The sequence below is a fragment of the Micromonospora globbae genome, assembly GCF_036184225.1.
Taxonomy (GTDB): domain Bacteria; phylum Actinomycetota; class Actinomycetes; order Mycobacteriales; family Micromonosporaceae; genus Micromonospora; species Micromonospora globbae.
The window spans coordinates 3,887,241-3,907,766 of sequence record NZ_CP108084.1 but is presented as its reverse complement, the minus strand read 5'-3'; the positions used below and the strand labels follow the sequence as shown (position 1 = coordinate 3,907,766).

At 76.2% G+C, this 20,526-nt stretch carries 15 protein-coding genes; 10 read left to right on the top strand and 5 right to left on the bottom strand.

Annotated features, from left to right (window positions below):
- Window positions 1-111: 111 nt before the first annotated feature.
- The 7 genes from OG994_RS17315 to pspM all read left to right on the top strand — a co-directional run bounded on the left by OG994_RS17315 (window position 112) and on the right by pspM (window position 6,567).
- Window positions 112-1,035 (top strand): ornithine cyclodeaminase family protein, encoded by a 924-nt coding sequence (locus tag OG994_RS17315; protein ID WP_328850329.1) that lies wholly within the window; start codon window positions 112-114, stop codon window positions 1,033-1,035.
- Between the two features lie 85 nt (window positions 1,036-1,120).
- Window positions 1,121-2,620 carry a 30S ribosomal protein S12 methylthiotransferase RimO gene (rimO, locus tag OG994_RS17310; protein WP_328850328.1) on the top strand — a complete coding sequence of 500 codons (1,500 nt, stop codon included), beginning with the start codon at window positions 1,121-1,123 and terminating at the stop codon, window positions 2,618-2,620.
- Between the two features lie 77 nt (window positions 2,621-2,697).
- Window positions 2,698-3,291: a CDP-diacylglycerol--glycerol-3-phosphate 3-phosphatidyltransferase gene (gene pgsA / locus OG994_RS17305; RefSeq protein WP_120328404.1), complete on the top strand. Its 594-nt coding sequence runs from the start codon at window positions 2,698-2,700 to the stop codon at window positions 3,289-3,291.
- Window positions 3,292-3,445: 154 nt separating this feature from the next.
- On the top strand, window positions 3,446-4,006 hold the full coding sequence (locus OG994_RS17300; protein ID WP_328850327.1) for a CinA family protein: 561 nt from the start codon (window positions 3,446-3,448) through the stop codon (window positions 4,004-4,006).
- Window positions 4,007-4,224: 218 nt separating this feature from the next.
- Entirely contained in the window at window positions 4,225-4,671 is a 447-nt protein-coding gene (locus OG994_RS17295; RefSeq protein WP_120328402.1) for a helix-turn-helix domain-containing protein, read from the top strand.
- A gap of 199 nt (window positions 4,672-4,870) precedes the next feature.
- Window positions 4,871-5,758 (top strand): PspA/IM30 family protein, encoded by an 888-nt coding sequence (locus OG994_RS17290; protein WP_328850326.1) that lies wholly within the window; start codon window positions 4,871-4,873, stop codon window positions 5,756-5,758.
- 23 nt (window positions 5,759-5,781) lie between these two features.
- A complete protein-coding gene (gene pspM / locus OG994_RS17285) occupies window positions 5,782-6,567 on the top strand; it encodes a phage shock envelope stress response protein PspM (RefSeq protein ID WP_120328400.1) in 786 nt (261 codons plus the stop codon).
- A gap of 12 nt (window positions 6,568-6,579) precedes the next feature.
- Here pspM and OG994_RS17280 read toward each other — a convergent pair whose 3' ends face one another.
- Together OG994_RS17280 and OG994_RS17275 are read right to left on the bottom strand one after the other, a co-directional pair.
- A complete protein-coding gene (locus OG994_RS17280; protein ID WP_328850325.1) occupies window positions 6,580-10,266 on the bottom strand; it encodes a hypothetical protein in 3,687 nt (1,228 codons plus the stop codon).
- A gap of 121 nt (window positions 10,267-10,387) precedes the next feature.
- Window positions 10,388-11,224 (bottom strand): DNA-formamidopyrimidine glycosylase family protein, encoded by an 837-nt coding sequence (locus OG994_RS17275; RefSeq protein ID WP_328850324.1) that lies wholly within the window; start codon window positions 11,222-11,224, stop codon window positions 10,388-10,390.
- 110 nt (window positions 11,225-11,334) lie between these two features.
- On the opposite strand from OG994_RS17275, the gene OG994_RS17270 reads away from it, so the two are divergent.
- Window positions 11,335-12,615, top strand: a complete 1,281-nt coding sequence (locus OG994_RS17270) for a hypothetical protein (protein WP_328850323.1) — start codon at window positions 11,335-11,337, stop codon at window positions 12,613-12,615.
- Between the two features lie 173 nt (window positions 12,616-12,788).
- Here OG994_RS17270 and OG994_RS17265 read toward each other — a convergent pair whose 3' ends face one another.
- Window positions 12,789-13,688: an SAM hydrolase/SAM-dependent halogenase family protein gene (locus OG994_RS17265; protein WP_328850322.1), complete on the bottom strand. Its 900-nt coding sequence runs from the start codon at window positions 13,686-13,688 to the stop codon at window positions 12,789-12,791.
- Window positions 13,689-13,797: 109 nt separating this feature from the next.
- Window positions 13,798-14,289, bottom strand: coding sequence for a GNAT family N-acetyltransferase (locus OG994_RS17260; RefSeq protein WP_328850321.1), 492 nt, complete (start codon window positions 14,287-14,289; stop codon window positions 13,798-13,800).
- A 208-nt stretch (window positions 14,290-14,497) separates the two neighbouring features.
- Between OG994_RS17260 and OG994_RS17255 the strand changes: the two genes are divergently transcribed.
- Window positions 14,498-15,094: a hypothetical protein gene (locus OG994_RS17255; protein ID WP_328850320.1), complete on the top strand. Its 597-nt coding sequence runs from the start codon at window positions 14,498-14,500 to the stop codon at window positions 15,092-15,094.
- A gap of 81 nt (window positions 15,095-15,175) precedes the next feature.
- Here OG994_RS17255 and OG994_RS17250 read toward each other — a convergent pair whose 3' ends face one another.
- A complete protein-coding gene (locus OG994_RS17250) occupies window positions 15,176-19,816 on the bottom strand; it encodes an ATP-dependent helicase (RefSeq protein ID WP_328853735.1) in 4,641 nt (1,546 codons plus the stop codon).
- Window positions 19,817-20,004: 188 nt separating this feature from the next.
- On the opposite strand from OG994_RS17250, the gene OG994_RS17245 reads away from it, so the two are divergent.
- Window positions 20,005-20,442 carry a hypothetical protein gene (locus OG994_RS17245; RefSeq protein WP_328850319.1) on the top strand — a complete coding sequence of 146 codons (438 nt, stop codon included), beginning with the start codon at window positions 20,005-20,007 and terminating at the stop codon, window positions 20,440-20,442.
- Window positions 20,443-20,526 lie beyond the last annotated feature (84 nt).

Genomic DNA, 20,526 nt, shown 5'->3' with positions numbered 1-20,526 from the left:
GTAGCACCACCGGCCGGCCGGTCGGCGGTGACCGCGTACGGAGGGACGCGGAGGTGAACCGGACCACCGCGCATTGACCTGAACCTCACTTCAACTTGCAGTATGGGGGCCATGACCCTGCTCCTCTCCGACGCCGACGTGTCCGCCGCACTGGACGCCGCCACCACCGTCGATGCCATGCGCGCCGCCCTGCTGGCCGCGTACGAGGGCCGGCTGGTCGCGCCACCACGGGCCTCGGCGCCGTTGCGGGGAGGGCGGATGGTGCTCACCGCCGGGCACCTCACGGGCGAGTGGTACGGCTTCCGCTCGTACGACACGTTCGGCCACCCGGAGGCGGAGCAGCTCGTGGTGCTGCACGACGCCCGGACCGGCGCGGTCCGGGCGATCGCCGTCGGCGAGGAACTGGGTTCCCGGCGTACCGGTGGCCTGGGCGGCGTGGCGGTGGACGCGATGGCGCGGCCGGACGCCGCGACCCTCGGCGTGATCGGGTCCGGACGGCAGGCCTGGACGCAGGTGTGGGCCACCGCCGCCGTGCGCCCGCTGCGCGAGGTGACCGTGCACAGCCGCTCGGCCGCCCGGCGGGAGACGTTCGCCGCGCGGGTCCGCGACGAGCTGGGCATCCCGGCGCGGGCCGTGGACGAGCCCGCCGCCGCGGTGGCCGGCCGGGACGTGGTGGTGCTCGCCACCACGAGCCCCACCCCGGTGCTCGACGCCGCCGACCTCGCTCCGGGCACCCACGTGAACACGGTGGGCTTCAAGCAGCGGGACCGCGCCGAGTTCGGCCCGGACCTGCTCGCGGCGGCGGACGTCCTGGTCACCGACTCGCCGGCCCAGGCGTGCGCGTACACCCCGCCGATGCTCGCCGCGGAACCCCCGTACGCCGATCGGCTGCGCGACCTCGGGGCGGTGCTCGCCGGCGCCGTTCCCGGGCGCACCAGCCCCGAGCAGATCTCCGTCTTCTGCTCGGTCGGCCTCGCCGGCACCGAGGTCTTCCTGCTCGACCGCCTGGTCCGCGTCTCCGCGACCGTGGTCTGACCCGCCCGGCCCGTTCCCCGCGGCGCACCGGCCCGCCGGAGGGGCCGCCGTGCGTAAGGGGCGCGGTGCGGCCCGGTACCCTCGGATGGTGTCTGCCACCTCCCCTTCTTCCGCCGAAGGCCGCCGTGTCGCCCTGCTGACCCTGGGTTGCGCCCGTAACGAGGTCGACTCGGAGGAACTCGCCGCCCGCCTGCACGCCGAGGGCTGGCAGGTCAGCACCGACGGCGAGGGCGCCGACGTGGTGATCGTCAACACCTGCGGCTTCGTGGAGAAGGCCAAGCAGGACTCGATCCAGACCCTGCTCGCCGCCGCCGACACCGGCGCCAAGGTGGTGGCGGCCGGCTGCATGGCCGAGCGGTACGGGCGGGAGCTGGCCGAGAGCCTGCCCGAGGCGCAGGCGGTGCTGAGCTTCGACGACTACCCGGACATCGCGGCTCGCCTCGACGCGGTGCTCACCGGCCAGCGGATCGGCGCGCACACCCCGCGGGACCGGCGCGAACTGCTCCCGCTCACCCCGGTCGAGCGGCGCGAGGCGGCCGTCTCGCTGCCCGGCCACGGCACCCCGACCCGCGTCACTGTCGAGGCCGACGCGCACACGCCGGCCCACCTGCGGCCGGTGCTGCGCCGGCGGCTCGACACCGGTCCGGTCGCCTCGCTCAAGCTGGCCAGCGGCTGCGACCGGCGCTGTGCCTTCTGCGCCATCCCCGCCTTCCGCGGGGCGTTCGTCTCGCGTACGCCCGACGAGCTGCTCGCGGAGGCCGAGTGGCTCGCCAAGACCGGCGTCCGTGAGCTGGTGCTGGTCAGCGAGAACTCCACCTCGTACGGCAAGGATCTCGGGGACCCGCGGGCGCTGGAGAAGCTGCTGCCGCAGCTGGCCGGGATCGACGGGATCGTCCGGGTGCGGGTGAGCTACCTCCAGCCGGCCGAGACCCGGCCGGGCCTCGTCGAGGCCATCGCCACCACGCCCGGCGTCGCCCCGTACTTCGACCTGTCGTTCCAGCACTCCAGCGAGCCGGTGCTGCGCCGGATGCGCCGGTTCGGGTCGACGGAGCGCTTCCTCGACCTGCTGGCCAGCGCCCGGGCCCTGGCGCCCGAGGCGGGCGCCCGCAGCAACTTCATCGTCGGGTTCCCCGGCGAGACCCGCGCCGACGTGGCCGAACTCGTCCGGTTCCTGACCGAGGCGCGGCTCGACGCGATCGGCGTGTTCGACTACAGCGACGAGGACGGCACCGAGGCGGCCGGCCTGCCGGGGAAGGTCTCCGCGGCGACGATCAAGCGGCGGTACGACAAGCTCAGCGCCCTCGCCGACGAGCTGTGCGCGCAGCGGGCCGAGGAACGGCTCGGCTCGACGGTGGAGGTCCTGGTCGACTCGGTCGACGGCGGGGTCGTGGAGGGCCGCGCGGCGCACCAGGCGCCCGAGGTGGACGGCTCGACGACGCTCGTGGCCCCGGAGGGCGGCGGGGTGGACCTCGCCGCGCTGCGCCCCGGTGACCTGGTACGCGCCCGGGTGACCGGCACCGAAGGGGTGGATCTGTACGCCGTACCGGATGAGATGATCTCGGCGGCGCCCGGCGCGGCACGGTGACGGCGGGCCCGGACGAGGCGGGGAGGGCACGTGGTGGGGGACCGGGAACGCCACGGCCGTCCGCGCGGGGTGCGCCGGTGACGGGGGCGACCGAGTCGACGCCGGCCCAGGTGGTGGCCCGGGTGCCGCTGCTGAACGCGGCCAACGTGCTCACCGCGCTGCGGCTGGTGCTGGTGCCGGTCTTCGCGGCCACCGTGGTCGTGTCCGCGTTCGGCCACGCCGGCTGGCGGATGGCGGCCTGCCTGATCTTCGCCCTCGCCTCGGTGACCGACCTGGTCGACGGCTGGATCGCGCGCCGGTTCGGCCTGGTCACCTCGGTGGGCAAGGTGGCCGACCCGATCGCCGACAAGGCGCTCACCGGCGCGGCCCTGGTGCTGCTCTCCTGGTACGACCGGCTGCCCTGGTGGGTGACGGCGGTGATCCTGCTGCGCGAGCTGGGCATCACGGCGCTGCGCTTCTGGGTGATCCGGCACGGCGTGATCGCGGCCAGCCGCGGCGGCAAGGTCAAGACGGCGCTCCAGATCCTCGCCATCGCCTGGTACCTCTGGCCGATGCCGGCCGCGCTCGCCCCGGTCGGCCCGTGGATCATGGGTGCCGCCGTGGTGGTGACCGTGGCCACCGGATTCGACTACGTGGCGCAGGCCCTCCGCCTCCGCCGCCCCCGTCCCTGACGCGCCACCGCGCCGTGCGGGGCCGCCCGCGTCCGCCCCCGGCTTGGGTGATCATGAGGTTGGCGGGGCGTACGGAGATCGAGAACACCGCCAACCTCATGATCAGCGCGAGGTCACGATTGGTTGCCGGTGCCGTAGGGGAAGGATGGGGGACGTGGAGAGCGACGCGAACGGACAGCGGCCGGTCGGGAGCCCGGCGGCCGGTGTCGTGCACAGCCTGTCCCAGCGGCACGAGACGCTGGCGACCGTCGAGTCGCTCACCGGCGGGTTGCTCTCGGCCTCGATCGTGGAGATCGCGGGGGTGAGCGGGGTCTACCGGGGCGGCCTGGTGGTCTACGCCACCGAGCTGAAGTCCGAGCTGGCCGGCGTACCGGCCGGGCTGCTGGCCGAACGCGGGCCCGTCGACCCGGACGTGGCCGTGGCGCTCGCCGAGGGCGGCCGGCGCCGCTGCGGCGCCGACTGGGGACTGGCCACCACCGGTGTGGCCGGCCCGGAGCCCCAGGACGGCAAGCCGGTCGGGCTGGTGTACGTGGCCGTGGCCGGGCCGGGCGGCAGCACCGTGCGGGAACTCGACCTCGACGGTGGCCGGGACCACGTCCGCTCCGCCGCCGTCATCGAGGCGCTGCGGCTGCTCGCCGAGCGGATCCACGAGGCGGACGCGGCCGACGCGGACGCCGACGGCGGATCACCGGCCCCGGCGGGCGTGGAATCCTGACGACGCGGGCCCGGTCGACCACCAGCCGGACCGGTCGACGGCCCGGGCCGATCCGTCGCCGCGCCGGCCGACGGCCCGAATCCGACGGGCGGGGCGGGATGTCGACGGGCCGGGCAACGGGTACGGTTGCGGGAAGGCTCCGTTGATCGGGGCCGGGCCGGCCCGCCGCGTCCGGCCGGGCCGCGGCGGAGGAAGTCGGCCGGAGAGGGGGAGGTGCGATGGTCCTGCTACGCCGGGTGATCGGTGACGCACTGCGGGCGCGCCGGCAGGGGCAGCACCGCACCCTGCGCGAGGTCTCCACGGCCGCCAACGTCAGCCTCGGATACCTCTCCGAGATCGAACGCGGCCAGAAGGAGCCCTCCAGCGAGCTGCTCGCCGCGATCTGCGACGCCCTGGGCGCCCGCCTGTCCGAGCTGTTGCGTGAGGTGAGCGACACCGTCGCGCTCGCCGAGCAGATGCCGAACGTGCTGGTGCCGGTGAAGGACGAGCCGGCGACCACCGCCCCGGCCACCGAGGCCGCGGCGGCCAAGCGGGCCGTGCGCCAGGTCACCTCCGACGGCAACGTGTCGGTGTCCGTACGCCAGGACTCGCCGCTGAAGGCCACCCTGCGCAGCACCCGCGTCCGCTCCACCGAGCGGGACCGCGACGTGGTCTGCGCCGCCTGAATCCCGCTCTCGTCGCGTACGTGGCCCGCCTGGCCCGGCCCGCGTAGGGTTGATCGCAGACGGCGACGCCGCCCGCTCGCACGGTACGGGTGCCGGCCTGGCGTCCGGCTGGGACGATGGTGAGGCGGCCGCGCCGGTGGCCCGTCGTCCGCCCGGCACGGTTCGGGCGGAGCGACGCTACTGAGGGGATACGGCGCAGATGGCGAACCCGTTCGTCAAGGGATGGAAGTACCTGATGGCGCTCTTCGGCGCCCGGATCGACGAGCACGCCGATCCCAAGGTCCAGATCCAGCAGGCCATCGAGGAGGCGCAGCGCCAGCACCAGGCGCTCGTGCAGCAGGCCGCGGCGGTCATCGGCAACCAGCGCCAGCTGGAGATGAAGCTCTCCCGGCAGATGTCGGAGGTCGAGCGCCTCCAGGCGAACGCGCGGCAGGCGCTGGTGCTGGCCGACCAGGCCCGGGCCCGGGGCGACGACGCCGAGGCGGGGCGCTACGAGCAGTCGGCGCAGACCCTGGCCACCCAGTTGGTCTCCGCCGAGCAGGCCGCCGAGGACCTGAAGACGCTGCACGACCAGGCGCTGGGTGCCGCCGCGCAGGCCCGCCGCGCCGTCGAGAACAACTCGATGATCCTCCAGCAGCGCCTCGCCGAGCGCACCCGGCTGCTCAGCCAGCTGGAGCAGGCGAATATGCAGGAGAGCGTGGCCCGCTCGCTGGAGTCGATGTCGGCGCTCACGGCGCCGGGCACCACGCCGAGCCTCGACGAGGTGCGTGACCGGATCGAGCGCCGGTACGCCAACGCGATGGGCCGCGCCGAGCTGGCCGGCAACTCGGCCGAGGGGCGGATGCTGGAGATCCAGAAGGCGACGCTGGACTCGGCCGGCTCGGCCCGGCTGGAGCAGATCCGGGCGAGCATGGCCGGCGAGCAGCTCGGCGCGCAGCAGCAGCGGGCGGGGGCGCAGCAGCAGCGACCCGGCGTGGAGCAGCAGGCCCCGCCCGCCGCCGATCCGGCCGCCGCGGCCCGGCTCGACGAGATCCGCGCGACGATGGCGCGCGAGCGGGGCACCGGGGACACCACCGCCGCCGGGTGAGCGGACCGATCGAGGAGGTCAGGGTGGCAGACGAGCGTACGCGGTACTTCCGGAGCCTGGCCCGGCTGCGCCGGTCCGCCCGGCGCTGGACCGTGCTGGCCGGCGGCCTCGGCGGCGCCACGGCCGTCCTCACCCCGTACGCCGGGGTCGGGCTGCCCGACGCGGCCTGGGCCGGCGCGGCGGGCAGCGCCGTGGTGCTCGCCGCCTGGCGCTGGGTCGACCTGCGGGCGCTGCGCGCCCGGCCGGCTCCCCCGCCGCCCGACCCGGCGCAGGCCGCCGCCCGGTCCCGGGCCCGACTGGTCGCCGCGGTCGAGCGGCTGCCGGCCGGTCCCGGGGTGCTCGCCGAGGTCCGCCGGGTCCGTGCCCGAGTGGCGTTGCGGGGCACCAGCGCGTCCGAGCCGTGGGCGCGGCTGGACCGGGCGGCGCTGACCCTCGACGGGATGCGGCACCGGCTCACCGGGCTCGCCGAGCCGGCCGCGCAGGAGGCCGGTGCGGCCGACCGGTCGCTTCGGGAGCTGGCCCACCGGGTCGCGAGCGTCGAGCGGGCCCTGCGGCTGGCCCCGCCGGACGCGCGGGCGCCGCTCGCCGAGGCGCACCGCGTGCTGACCGAGCAGTTGGAGAGCGGCGTGGCCGCGTACGAGCGGCTCGTGGTGGCCGCCGCGGGCTACGTGGCCGAGGACGCCCGACCCGACGCGCCGCACCCGGCCGCGTCCCGCCTCACCGAGGCGGCCGACCTGCTGCACGGCGTCGCCACGGCGCTGTCCGAGCTGCGTACGGTCGGCGATCCCCTGCGCGCCCCCAGCCGCTGACGCGGCGGACGGTCACGGCGGGGTCGTGACGGCGACCGGTGCCGTGAAGCCCGAGCTGCCGACCACGTTGTAGGCGCGGACCCGGTAGTGGTAGGTGACCCCGCGGGCCAGGCCCGTGTTGGTGAACCCCCGTCCGGTGACGGTGAACGTCGCCACGTCGTGGGTGAACGCCGGGTCGACGGCCCGCTGCACGATGAACCCGGCGCCCGGCCCGGCCGCCGTCCCCGCCGACCAGCCGAGGATCACCGTGGCGGTGTCCGGCCCCGCCGCGCCCGCGGAGGCGGTCACCGCGTCCGGGACGACGGGGGCCGACGGGGTGGTCACGGTCGCCACCGTCGACCAGGGCGAGGCGGCGCCGAGATAGGTGGTCCGCACCCGGTAGTAGTACGTGGTGTCCGGCGCCACCGCCGTGTCCAGGTGGTTGTCGCCCACGCCGATGGCGGTGGTGCCCGGGCCGCTCGTGAAGGTCGGGTTGGTGGCCCGCTGCACGTCGATGCCGGTCGCGAAGGAGCGGTTCGACCAGCGCACGGCGACGCGCAGCGGCGCGGCCGGCGGGACGGCGGCGGTGACCCCGGCCGGGGCGGTCAGGTGCACCGACGCCGGCACGCTGTTGGACCAGGACGAGCAGCTGACCGCGTTCTCGGCGCGGATCCGGTAGTGGTAGGTGACGCCGGGGGTGACGGTGGCGTCGGTGTAGCGGGTCGCGGTGGCCGCCACCGTGATGGCCGTGACCCCGGTGCTGAACGTGGGGTCGGTGGCCCGCTGAAGCAGGTGGCTGGTGGCCGCCGGGCGGCCCCCGTTGCCCGTCCAGGCCAGCGTGATGGCGGGCAGGGCGGTGGCCGAGCCGGGTGCGGGCGTCGCGGTGAGCCCGGTGGGCGCCTTGGGGGAGACCCGCAGGACGAGGGGCCGGCTCATCCCGGCGTCGCGGCGGCCGCCGAGCTGGCTGTGCCAGCGGTACTCCCAGCCGAGGTTCACGAGCTGGTTCACCACGGGGGCCGGCCGCCCGTCGACGGGGCTCACCGGGGCCGAGCCGGTGCGGGCGCCGGCCGGACGGGTCGGGTCGAGCAGCCGTACGCTGTCGCCGATCTTGAACGGCAGCGTCGGGGTGACCGGCCGCAGCGCCACGATCAGGTCCTCACCGGGGTTGACCCGTACGACCTCCTTCCAGCCCAGCTCGCCGGGCTCCGGCGGGCGGATCGTGCCGTCCCGGCCGACCCGGTTGACCACCTGGAGGTCGCAGCCGTCCAGGCGCAGTGCCTCGGTCTGCCGGCTGTTGCCGACGATCCGCCAGATCTGGGTGCCGTCGGCCGGCGCGCCGATCGGCACCGCCGGGTCGGCCGCGAAGAGGATCTCGGTGGCCGGGTCGGTGGGCCCCAGCGGCAGCGTCGCGGGAGAGAGCGGCCCGGCGTGCGGGTACGCCACCCCGAGCCGGCCGGCCAGCCGGCCGTACGCGGGCTCGAAGATCTGCTGCACGGCCTTGACGGTGACCGGCACGGTGACCGGGACGGCACCGCCGGCCGGGGTGAACGTGACACTGCCGGCGTGCACGGGCACCACTGTCTCCCGAGGCGTCCGGGTGCCGATGGCCGCGTCGTAGGCCGGCTGCGGCACGATCGGCGGGCGCTGGCTGGCCGCGTACGCCCGGGGCAGTCGCTCCCGCAGCCGGCCCAGGTCGTACGGCTCGGCCGGGGTGCCGCGTACCCGGAACTGGAGCAGGGTGCGGGTGTTCGGGCCGTACCCGGGGCGGGTGGGTGGCGCACCGCCCTCCGCGGTGCGGTCCGGGGCGTCGGTGTAGTGGTCGTAGCGGGGGTCGAAGCCGGGCAGCGGGGCCGGGCAGTCGTTGTAGAGGATCAGTGTGCCGCCGGACGGCACGGTGGAGAAGTCCACGACCACGTCGGCCCGCTCGCCGGGGGCGAGCAGCAGGGCGTGCCCGTCGACGTTGAGGACCGTGGGATCCCGCCGGTCGTACCGGAAACCGATCGGGCGGTTGCGGATGACCACGGGCGCGGGCAGCAGACCGCCGTCGTTGCCGACCTGGATCAGCTCCGGCCCGGCGGCGCGCGGGTCGGGCACCCCGCCCTCCCGCCCGTCGACGGGCCAGTCCGCCGGCCGCCCGGCGGCGTGCGCGGCCGGCACCATCGGCACCTCCCCGGCGTCGGCGTCGAGCAGGTTGCCCTCGTCGTCCCACATGGGACCGTCGGAGGCCGCCCGGTAGAGCTGGAGGTGGAGGCTGCGGTCCAGGCACGCGTTGAGGATCCGGAACCGGTACGCCCGGGGCTCCACCTCCAGGTACGGGTACGCGATCCCGTTGACCAGCGGGGTGTCGCCGAACGCCTCGGGGACGGCGCTCGGGTGGGGCACACCCGGGGTCAGCGGTGGCTCGTCGGCGGCGGCCACGGGGTCGTGGTGCGGGTTGGGCACGGGCCCGGGGCCGGGATGCGCCGCGGGCGTGTCGGTGCCGCCCACCGCGCCGGTGCCGCCCACCGCGCCGCTCTCGCGGTCCGGCCCGCCGTCGGCCGTACGCGACCACGGCCCGTAGTCCCAGCGGCCGGTCGGGTTCAACCCGCCGTCGCGGTACGGGTTCTGCCGGGGCTGGTAGACGTGGGGATGCCAGAGGCTGCCGCGGGCGCCCCAGCGGTCCCGGTCCCAGGTCGGGTCCTCCTCGGCGAGCTGCGTGTCGTCCGGCACGAAGGTCTTGTCCTGGACGACCAGCGGCAGCTCGTCGTCGGGCAGCACCCCGTCGGCCACGAGCTGCTCCTCGACCGGGTCGGTGAGCAGGTAGAGCGCGATCTGGCCGGCGTAGACCGTCAACCGGGACAGGCCCAGGGTGTTGTCGTGGAACCACAGGAACCGGCCGCTCTGCTCGTTGGGGTAGTAGAGCGTGGTGGCGCCGGCGCCGGGCGCCGGCATGTCGGGCACGTGGGTGAGGCCCACGCCGGTCGGGTACGGGGTGATCTCGCCGGCCGGGGTGATCCACTGCCACGGGTTGCCCGCGCTGATCCAGCCGGTCTGCGCGCCCGCGAGGTGCAGCACGGCGCGGTTCTGCGGGTACGGCGCCGGGCCGTCGAGCGGCCCGATGCCGGCGCCCTCGACGGTCTCGTCGACCGGCAGGAAGAGCTCGCCGGCGCGGCCGGTGGGGAGCTGGTTGATGAACTTGACCCGTACCGGCCGGCCGCGCCGGGCGCGGATCAGCGGGCCGAGGTGCCACGGCCGGCCCGGCGGCGCCACTGTGTTGTGCCCGGACGCGTCGGTGCCGAGGTTGAGCTGGCGGTAGCCGCGCAGCCGGGTGGCCGGCAGGTCCCGGTGCAGCCGCTGGGCGTACTGCTGCAGGCCGATCTCGTAGTAGTCGCAGCCGGGGTAGGTGATGGTGTCGGGCACGGCCACGGGCAGGTAGCCGCCCAGCTCGGTGCGGCGGAGCGGGCCGGTGCCGGGCAGCGCGTCGACGAACTTGCGCAGGCCGGTGCCGGGCAGCACCCGCCCGTCGGCGTCGCAGACCGGCAGCGGGCTGCGGGCGAAGTTCGGCACCGGTCCGAAGCAGCGTGGCACGGCGGCGGGATCCAGGCTGGCCGGCGCCGGGACGAGCGGGTCCTCGGCGGTGCGGGCGGCCGGGACGGCGCTCGACCGGTCGGCGGTCGGGCCGTCGCCACCACGGGCGAGGCGATCGGTCCAGGTGGCCCGGAGCCTGCGGAACATCGTCATGGCTCTCCCCGGGTCGGGGCGCGACCGCCGCCACCTCGGCGTGGCGACCCGGTCCGCCTGCTCTGCTGACGATCGGTGAGTGTCCAACCGCAGCATGCGACGGAAGAGGTCCGGTTAGGAATTACCCAATCGTCCCATTCTGGACGGCGGCCGGCGGGTGCTCCGGTTGGCAGACCGGGCACCAGTAGGTGACGCGCTCGCCCTGCTCGTCCTTGCGCACCGCCGTGCCGCACCGGCGACAGGGCTGGGCTCGCCGGCCGTACACGTAGGTGGTCTGCCCCCGGTGCAGTGAGCCGGTGCTGCTCTGCGTCCAGCGGCCCCGGTTGGCGGCGAGCAGCCGGTGGGCCAGCGCCACGAGGCCGGGCAGGTCCGGCACCGCGCCCACCGGTGTCCACGGCGAGACGCCGCGCAGGAAGAGCAGCTCACACTTGTAGAGGTTGCCGATCCCCGCGAGGTTGCGCTGGTCCAGCAGGGCCTCACCGACGGGGGCGTCGGGGTGCGCGGCCAGCCGGCGGACCGCCTCCGCGGCGTCCCAGTCGGCGCCCAGCAGGTCGGGGCCGAGGTGGCCGACGAGCCGCTCCTCCTCGGCCGTGGGCACGAGCGCCAGCTCGTGCAGGTGGTAGCCGACGGCCACGGCCTGCGGGCTGCGCAGCACCGCCCGGATCAGGTGCCCCGGCCGGGCAGCCCAGCGCTCGCCCGGGGCGTACGCCCGCCAGGCGCCGTCCATCCGCAGGTGCGAGTGCAGTGTCCAGGACGTCGGGGGACTGTCGCCTTCGGCCGGGGCGGTGAGGCGGAGCAGCAGGTGCTTCCCGCGGGCGGCGGACTCCCGGACGGCCCACCCGGCGAGGTCGGTCGTGGCGAGCTGCGGCACCCGGAACTCGCTCGCGGTCAGCGTCGCGCCGGCCAGGGCGCGGTGCAGGACGCGGGCGGTGTTCCAGACGGTGTCGCCTTCGGGCACCCCTCCATCCTCCCTCCGTCGAGCCGGATTCGCATGTGTCGCTATTTGTACCCTGCTTCCGCTCGATCTCCCGACATGGGCACTATCAGGGAGTTCTGAGGAGTTTGCCCATGAAACGTATTCATCGTCCAGTCCGAACCGCCCTCCTCGCCCTGCTGACCGTGACCCTCGCCGCCGCACTCCTGCCCACGGCCAGCGTCGCCCCGGCGGCCACGGCGTCCGGCGCCCTCACCCTCACCGCAGCCGGCTCCGCCGCGGCCACCGACCGCTGGACCCTCGACCTGTCCGTCGTCGACGGCGACGACGTCAACGTCCGCTCCACCCCGGCCGGTCTCCGCCTCCGCGACGCCACCGCGGGTACCGCCCGCGCGGCCCTCGGCCCACTCGGCACCCCGGCCGAGGGGATGCTCGTCGGCACGCCCCGCACCCTGCCCCGGCCGGCCACCCGCGTCCACGCCGACGTCACCGCCCGGGTCCCCGCCGGCGGCGCCGTCGAGGTCGAGGTCCGCGGCTGGCGGACGAGCGGGGGATGGACCGAGTGGCGTACCGGCACGGCCGTCTTCGACCGGCCCGTCACCCGCGTACAGGCCCGCGTGGTGCTCACCGCCCGCGACCCGCGGGCCGTCGCCACGGTCCGCGCGGTACGCCTCACCGCGGACTCCGCCGCCACAGGACCCCGGGCCGCGGCGGCCGCCGCCACGCCGGGTATCACCTACCGGGTCTTCGCGACCCGCATCGGGCTCGTGGGCGAGGTGACCGCCAACGGCCGGACGATCCAGCCCCGCGACCACTTCGTGGCCCTGCCGTCGCGGCGGGCGCTCGCCCCCGACGACACCGGCGACTACACCGTCCGGGTCTGCACCACGAACGGCAGCCGCTGCACGTACGCGCCCGTGTGGGACGTCGGTCCGTGGAACACTCGCGACGACTACTGGAACCCGAGCGCGGTGCGGGAGAACTGGAAGGACCTGCCGCGGGGCCGGCCCGAGGCACAGGCCGCCTACCAGAACGGCTACCACGGCGGGCGGGACCAGTTCGGGCGGGTCGTACGCAACCCGGCCGGCATCGACCTGGCCGACGGGACCTTCTGGGACGGGCTGCGGCTCACCACGAACGCCTGGGTGGACGTCGCCTACCTGTGGACCGGGTCCGAGCCGCACGGCGTGGTCGGCGACGGGCCGCTGAACATCCGCGCCGGCGCGAGCACCGCGTACGCGTCGGTCGGGCTGGCCGCCCGACACGCCATCGTGCCGATCCAGTGCTACGCGACGGGGCAGACGGTCGCCGGCCCGTACCGCACCACGAACCGGTGGAACCGCCTGGCCACCGGCCAGTTCGTCAGCCACGCGTACATCTCCGCCGTGTACGGCGGCACGGTGCCGCGCTGCTGACCAGCCCCGCGGAGCGTGCGTCCCGGTCGCCGGGGCGCACGCTCCGTGGCGGAGCCCACCCGCCGACCCAGGTCGCCCCGCTGGCTCGGCCGCCGAGCGGGTCGCCCCGCTGGCTCGGCCGCCGAGCGGGTCGCCCCGCTGGTTCGGCCGCCGACGCAGGTCGCCCCGCTGGCTCAGCCGCCGATCCGCACCAGGTCGCCCGGCGCCACGGCCAGCACGTCCACGGCCCGCCCGCCGTTGACCGCGACCGCCACCTGCCCGGCGGAGTCGACGTACACCACGAGGTCCCCGGGCGAGGCGTCACCGAACGTCCGCCCGCGCCGCGCCGCCCAGCCCGTCCGCTCCGAGGGCTCGCCGGACGCCCGCTCCGGCCCGTGCTCGCCCGCGGCAGGCCGGCCCGTGTCGACGGCGGGGCCCGGCGCCCCGCCGGGGTCCGCGGTTCGTGGCGGCACGGTCAACCGGACCGTCGCGGGCAGGCGTTCGAGCACCTCCGCGCCGGCGGCGAGCTGCACGTTGCCGAAGTGGTCCACGGTCAGCACCTCGGCGGTGACACCGCCGGCGTCCACCGTCACCCGCGGCGCGGGAAGCCGGACCAGCTCCGCCGGATCCACCGCTGGGCCCGCCTCCTCCAGCGGCGCGCCGAGCGCCAGCCGGGCGGCCACCGGCGCGAACACGTCCCGGCCGTGGAAGGTCCGGGAGACCCGGGGCGCCAACCAGGCCGGGTTGGTCAGCTCCACGGCGCCCGTCACCCCGCCGAGCGCGTCGGCGGCCTCCGGCAGCAGCCCGTTGTCCGGCCCCACGAGGAGCCCGCCCGGTGTCGCCAGGGCCACGCCGCGCCGGGCGGTGCCGACACCCGGGTCGACGACCGCGACGTGCACCCCGACGGGCAGGTACGGCACGGTCTGGGCGAGCACGGCCGCTCCCCGGCGGACGTCGGCGGGCGGCACCAGGTGGGTCACGTCGATCACCCGGGCGGCCGGGGCGATCCGGGCGATGACGCCGTGGCAGGCGGCCACGAAGCCGTCGGTGAGACCGTAGTCGGTGGTCAGCGAGATCCAGGGTGTGGCGGACATGCAACGCAGGCTAGCCCCGCCCACGGACCCGGCGCCGCGCCGGTCGGCGGGGTCCCGAGCACCACCTGCTCCCGTTCCTTGGCAGCGCCGACATCGGCCTCGCCGGCCCTCACGGCGTGAGGAGCCGCTCCAGGATCAGCTCGTCGTGCAGCGGGATGCCGTCCTCGCCGACGAGCGGGATCTCCGGCTTCAGCCGCCGGGCCCGGTCCACCGCGCCCCGGTCCACCCCGACCAGCCGCAGGCCGCGCCGCTGGTAGAAGCGGAGGGCGCGCAGGTTGTCGTTCGTCGTGATCAGCCAGAGCCGCGCCAGCCCCGCCGCTCGCGCCGTCGCCGCGGCCGCGTCCAGCAGCGCGGTGCCGACCCCGCCGCCGGGTACGGCGGCCACCACGCTGACCACCTCCAGACCGTCCGCCTCCCGGTGGTGCGCGAGAGCGCCGACCACCGCGCCGGCGCCGTCCACCGCCACCAGCGTCGGCAGCGTACGCAGGTCGTACCGGACGTCGTGGGCCACTACGTACGGGCCGCCCCACTCGCGCTCGTGCAGCGCGTCGACGGCGGCCCGGTCGTCCGACCCGGCCTCCCGTACGGTGAACCCGCCCATGCCGTCTCCCTCCCCGGTCGTCCTCGGATGCCGGCCGGGATGCTACCGACCGGCCCGGGCCGGTCGCCGCGCGTTTCCGCCGTGGACCCGGCGCGACCGGCGCCGCGCCGCAGGATCGCCTGGTCGCCGGGTACGTGCCGGATGGGCGACACCGTGAGTGACCGACCGGCCACTGTCGCCGGCGGATGGCGTTCGGAAGACTGCCCTGGTGACCCATCGACACCTGGCCGCGATCACGGTGCTCGCCGCCGCCGTCGCCGTCACCGCCGGATGCGGAGGCGGGGATGATGCGGCCGCCGAACCGACCGTCACCCGCTCGGCCGTCGTCGTGCCACCCGCCACCGGCTCGGCGGTGGCCGTACCGACCCCCGCGGGCTCGACGAACGGCCCGGCCGTCCCGCCCGCGGGTGACGCGCCCGCCGGTGACGCGCCGGCCGTGCAGGAGCAGACCGAACGCCGCCCGGCCAGCCCGCCGCCGGTGGTGCTGCCGCGCCGCCCCGCCGGCGCCCCCGGGGCCCAGCAGGTGGTGGCCGCGTTCCGCGCCGCCGGCCTCCCGGTGCCCCACCCCCGCGACCGCTCGGTCGACTGCGGGCCGGACGGGCTCGGTCTCGGCTGCTCCGAGATCGTCGCCACCGACACCGTGACCGTGTACGTCTTCCCGGACGAGACCAGCGCGAGCGACATCGCCGACACCTGGGCCGGTCAGTCGTACCGGCGCGGCGCCGTGGTGCTCAACTACCTGGAGGCGAAGACGCCGGCCGGCGACCGCCCCCGCTACGAGGCGGTGCTCGCCCGGCTCCTCTGAGCGGCCGGTCGGGGGTGGCGCGTCGCCAGCGAGCGGCACCGGCGTGGCCGCGGGCCACCGCGACGGCCCGGGCCGTCGTCGTCAGCCGCGCAGTCGCAGACCGCGCGGGGTGGCCCGGAAACCGGCGGCGGTCAGGGCGTCACGCAGCGGCGAGGTGTGCACGGCCTCACCGTCGGCCCGCTCCACCGAGATGGCGCCGAGCGCGCCCGTGTGCACCGCGTCCGCGAGCGCCTTGGCGGCCGCCGCGAGCGCCTCGGTGTCGTCGGTGAAGGAGAGCAGCGTGCGCCCGCCCCGCTCCACGTAGAGCACGAGGTCGCCGGCGACCAGGACGACGAGCGCCCCCGCCTTGCGGCCGGCCCGGTGCCCGGTCGCCGGGGTGTCGCCGTCGCCCGAGTCGACCACCCGCTCCGGCCACGGCAGCGCCGCGCCGTACGGGTTCGCCGGGTCGGTGGCGGCGAGCACCAGTGTGGGGCCGCCCCGCCCGGCGTCGGCCGGTTCGGCGAGCGCCCGGATGCGGTCCACCGCTCCGGGCACGGCGAACTGGGCGGCGCCGAGCCCCTCCACGAAGTAGCCGCGCCGGGCCGCCCCGCGCTCCTCCAGCGCGGAGAGCACCGGGTACACGGCGGCGAAACCCCCGGTCACCTGCTCGGCCACGACCGCGCCCCGGGTGAGCACGCCGTGCCGGTCCAGCAGGACGTCGGCCAGCGCGGCGGCCCGGCGGGTCGGGTCGGTGTCCCGCTCCGGGAGGCGCGACCAGCGCCCCGCGACGGTGGGCGGGCCGCCGCGGGTGGGCAGCGCGATCCGGCCGGGGCGCCGGTATCGGGTGCGCGGCGCGGACGGCCGTGAACGGTGCGCCCCGCCCGCGCCGAGCACCGCGCGCAGCGGGGCGAGCGTGTCGTTGGTGAGGTGGCCGGCCCACACCAGGTCCCAGATGGCGGCGGTCAGCGCCGCGTCGTCGGTCGAGCCGACCCGGTCGGCCAGCGGTCGGAAGAAGAGCGCCTGCCCGTCGGCCAGCGCGTCGAGCACCGCCTCGTGCAGCGGCGTGAGGGCCAGCCCCTCGTCCGGCGGGGGGAGCAGCAGCGGCGCGGCGTCGGCGTACGCGAGCGTGACCCAGCCGTCGCCGCCGGAGATGGCGCCGGAGCCCGCCCAGACCACCTCGCCGCTCGCGCACAGCTCGTCGAGCTGGGCGGGGGAGTAGTCGGCCACCCGGCCCGGCAGCACCAGCCGCTCCAGCGCCGACGCCGGCACGGCGGCGCCCTGCAACTGCTCCACCGTCGCGGCCAGCGCCTCCACCCCGCGGGCGGACGAGCCGACCTGCTGCCAGCGGGGCAGGAACGCGGCCAGCGCGCGCGGCGGCACCGGCTCGATCTCCCGGCGCAACGCGGCCAGGGACCGGCGACGCAGCATCCGCAGCACCTCGGCGTCGCACCACTGGCTGCCGACGGTGTCCGGGGTGAACTCGCCGGACACCACCCGGCCCGTGGCGGCGAGCCGCCGCAGCGCCTGCTCCACCACGAACACGCCGAGCCCGAACCGGGCCGCGCAGGTGGCGGCCGCGAACGGCCCGTGGGTGCGGGCGTACCGGGCGACGAGGTCGCCGAGCGGGTCGGGGACCGGTGCGAGGTACGCCTCGGCGACCCCGACGGGCAGGGCCACGCCGAGCGCGTCGCGCAGCCGGGCCGCGTCCTCGATGCCGACCCAGCGCTCCTCGCCGGCGATCCGGACGCGCAGCACCCGGCGGGCCGCCTCCAGGTCGGTGAGCCAGTCGACCGGCACGCCCCGCTCCGCCAGCTCGTCGGCCGTGAGGTCGCCGAGCACGCGCAGCAGCTCGACCACGTCCTCCGCGTCGCGGGGCCGCCGCTGCTCGGTGAGCCAGCGCAGCTGCCGCTCGGTCTCGGCGAGCACCGCCGGGTCGAGCAGCTCCCGCAGGTCGACGCGGCCGAGCAGTTCGCCGAGGAGCGCCGAGTCCAGTGCCAGCGCGGCGGCCCGCCGCTCGGCGAGCGGCGCGTCGCCCTCGTAGAGGAACGCGCCCACGTAGCCGAAGAGCAGCGACCGGGCGAACGGCGACGGCTGCGCGGTCTCCACCTCGACGAGGCGCACCCGGCGGGCGGACAGGTCCCGCATGAGCCCGGCCAGGGCCGGCTGGTCGAACACGTCCTGGAGGCACTCCCGCGCGGCCTCCAGCGTGACCGGGAAGTCGGCGTACTCGCGGGCGACGTCGAGCAGTTGGGCGGCGCGCTGGCGCTGCTGCCAGAGCGGTTGGCGGCGGCGCGGGTCGCGGCGGGGCAGCAGCAGCGACCGGGCCGCGCACTCGCGGAACCGGGACGCGAAGAGCGCCGACGTGCCGACGGACTCCTCCACGAGCTGGGCGATCTCGTCGGGTTCGAAGGCCACCACGTCGGCGCCGGGTGGTTCGTCGGCGGTGTCCGGCAGGCGTACGACGATGCCGTCGTCGGACGGCATCACCTGGGCGTCCACGCCGTAGCGCTCGGTCAGCCGGCGCCCGATGGCCAGCGCCCACGGCGCGTTGACCCGCGCGCCGAGCACGCTGTGCACCGCGAGGCGCCAGTCGCCCAGCTCGTCACGGAACCGCTCGACGACGATCGTCCGGTCGTCCGGCAGGGACCGCGTGGCGGCACGCTGCTCCCGCAGGTACGCCATGAGGTTGCCGGCCGCCCAGTCGTCCAGCCCGCCGGCGCGCAGCGCGGCGATCGCCGCCTCGTCGTCCATCCGCAGCAGGGCGCGCACCCGGGCGCCGATGGCGCGGCCCAGCTCGACGGGCCGGCCCAGCGTGTCGCCCTTCCAGAACGGCATCCGCGCGGCCTGCCCGGGCGCGGGGGACACGAGCACCCGGTCCGGTGTGATCTCCTCGATCCGCCAGGACGATGAGCCGAGCAGGAAGACGTCGCCGACGCGCGACTCGTAGACCATCTCCTCGTCGAGTTCGCCCACCCGGGCGGCCCGCTCGGCGCCGGCCAGGAAGACCCCGAAGAGGCCCCGGTCGGGGATCGTGCCGCCGCTGGTCACGGCGAGCCGTTGCGCGCCGGGCCGGCCGGTGAGCACGTCGGTGGCCCGGTCCCAGACGAGCCGGGGGCGCAGCTCGGCGAAGGCCGTCGAGGGGTAGCGGCCGGAGAGCATGTCGAGCACGGCGTGCAGCGCCGAGTCGGGCAGCTCGGCGAAGGGCGCCGCGCGCCGGACCACCACGGCGAGGTCGCCCACCCGCCACGGTTCCAGTGCCACCATCGCCACGATCTGCTGGGCCAGCACGTCGAGCGGGTTGCGCGGGAAGTGCAGCTCCTCGATGGCGCCCTCGCTCATCCGTTCCGCCACGACGGCGCAGGAGAGGAGGTCGCCGCGGTGCTTGGGGAAGACCACGCCGCGGGAGACGGCGCCGACCTGGTGCCCGGCCCGACCGACGCGCTGCAGGCCGGCGGCGACGCTCGGCGGGGCCTCGATCTGCACGACGAGGTCGACCGCGCCCATGTCGATGCCGAGTTCCAGGCTGGAGGTGGCGACCACGGCGGGCAGCTGCCCGGACTTCAACGCCTCCTCGATGTGCTTGCGCTCCTCGCGGGAGACGCTGCCGTGGTGGGCCCGGGCGATCACGGGTGCCGCGCCGGCGGCCGATCCGGACTGGGCCATCACCTCGGCCGGCTGGCGCGGCGCCCGGAACGGCCCGCCGGACGGGGCGCGACCGCCGGCCGGGCCGCCGTCGGCCGCGGACCGGCCGGGACCGCTCCCCGCGCCGGTGCCGTCCGCGCCGGCCAGCTCCTCGGCGGCCAGCTCGTTGAGGCGGGCGCAGAGCCGCTCCGCGCTGCGCCGGGAGTTGGTGAAGACGATGGTCGAGCGGTGCGCCCGGATGAGGGCGTAGACCCGTTCCTCGACGGCGGGCCAGATGGACGGCCGGCGCGGCCCCGGCCCGCCCAGCTCGTCGTCGAGCGGCTGCTCCTGCTCGTCGAGGCGGGTCATGTCCTCCACGGGCACCTCGACGGCGACCTCGATGGTCTTCGGCGTGGGCGGTTGGACCACGTCGACGGGCCGGGCCCCGCCGAGGAACCGTGCGCAGCCGTCGATCGGCCGGACCGTGGCGGACAGGCCGATCCGCTGGGCGGGTGCCGGCAGGAGTTCGTCGAGCCGCTCCAGGGACAGCGCGAGGTGGGCGCCGCGCTTGCTGCCGGCGACCGCGTGCACCTCGTCGACGATGACCGTCTGGACGCCGCGGAGCGAGTCGCGGGCAGCGGAGGTGAGCAGCAGGAACAGCGACTCGGGGGTGGTGATGAGGATGTCCGGCGGGGTCCGCGCGAAGGCGCGCCGCTCGTCGGCCGGGGTGTCGCCGGTGCGCATGCCGACCGTGATGTCGGGCGGGGCGATGCCGAGCCGGGTCGCGGCCTGCCGGATGCCGGCGAGGGGGGCGCGCAGGTTGCGCTCGACGTCGACGGCGAGCGCCTTGAGCGGGCTCACGTAGAGCACCCGGCACCGCTGTTTCGCGTCGGCCGGGGCGGGCTCGCGGGCCAGCCGGTCGAGGGACCAGAGGAAGGCGGCGAGGGTCTTGCCGGAGCCGGTCGGCGCCACGACGAGCGCGTTGCGCCCGGCCGAGACCGCCTGCCACGCGCCCGCCTGGGCGGCGGTGGGCGCGGCGAAGGCGGCGGTGAACCACTCCCGGGTCGCCGGGCTGAACCCGCTCAGCACGTCCGCGTCGCCCACGCCGGGGCCGTCTGCCATCTCCGCCACCTGTCCATCCTGCCGCGGGGCTGCGACAATCCCCCTACGGGCGGTGGTGGTTTATGTCTGGATAGGACACTTGGGGAGTGGAAGTAACGGTTGACGCATTAAGTCTCACTTAACTGCTTGCTTGTGATGCGCAACATAAAGTAACTTCACTCGCGACCGGACCGGGGTGGAGGAATCGGATGGCCGTCGAGCAGCGGAACGTCGAGCGCGGCACGGACGTGCTCATCCGCAAGGTCGACAGCCATCTCGCCGCCGTCCGCGCCGGGCTGCGCGGTCCCGAACTTGAGCTCGCCGAGCGGCTGGCCCGCTGCCTGCGCGAACTGGTCGTCTCCACGGCCCATGCCAGCGCCGCCGACCGGGGGCAGGTCCGCGCCGCGGTGCACTACTTCGTGCTGCGGCGGGAGAGTCGAGGTCGCCTGCTGTCGGTGCGCTCGCTGGCCGCCGCGGAGCGCGTCGTGCACCGGGTCGCCCGCCAGCTCGGGCGCACCGACCTGCTGACCGAGTCGGGGCGCCAGGGGGCCGCCCTCGACACCCGCGCCCCGGCACACCAGAAGCCCCCCGACCAACCCGCCGACGCCGGCCCGCCCGCCGGATCACCCGCCCGCTCTCGCGGTTGATCATGAGGTTGGCGGGGGCGAACGTCCCGGTTTCTGCCCGCCAACCTCATGATCGCCGGGGTGGGGGTCGCGGGTGGGGACGGC

Excerpts from the sequence above, each read along its gene's own strand:
- OG994_RS17265 (WP_328850322.1), bottom strand. The coding sequence starts at position 13,688 with ATGTCCGCCACACCCTGGATCTCGCTGACCACCGACTACGGTCTCACC.
- OG994_RS17250 (WP_328853735.1), bottom strand. The coding sequence starts at position 19,816 with ATGGCAGACGGCCCCGGCGTGGGCGACGCGGACGTGCTGAGCGGGTTC.
- rimO (WP_328850328.1), top strand. The coding sequence starts at position 1,121 with ATGGTGTCTGCCACCTCCCCTTCTTCCGCCGAAGGCCGCCGTGTCGCC.
- OG994_RS17245 (WP_328850319.1), top strand. The coding sequence starts at position 20,005 with ATGGCCGTCGAGCAGCGGAACGTCGAGCGCGGCACGGACGTGCTCATC.
- OG994_RS17270 (WP_328850323.1), top strand. The coding sequence starts at position 11,335 with ATGAAACGTATTCATCGTCCAGTCCGAACCGCCCTCCTCGCCCTGCTG.
- OG994_RS17315 (WP_328850329.1), top strand. The coding sequence starts at position 112 with ATGACCCTGCTCCTCTCCGACGCCGACGTGTCCGCCGCACTGGACGCC.
- OG994_RS17280 (WP_328850325.1), bottom strand. The coding sequence starts at position 10,266 with ATGACGATGTTCCGCAGGCTCCGGGCCACCTGGACCGATCGCCTCGCC.
- OG994_RS17290 (WP_328850326.1), top strand. The coding sequence starts at position 4,871 with ATGGCGAACCCGTTCGTCAAGGGATGGAAGTACCTGATGGCGCTCTTC.
- OG994_RS17295 (WP_120328402.1), top strand. The coding sequence starts at position 4,225 with ATGGTCCTGCTACGCCGGGTGATCGGTGACGCACTGCGGGCGCGCCGG.
- OG994_RS17260 (WP_328850321.1), bottom strand. The coding sequence starts at position 14,289 with ATGGGCGGGTTCACCGTACGGGAGGCCGGGTCGGACGACCGGGCCGCC.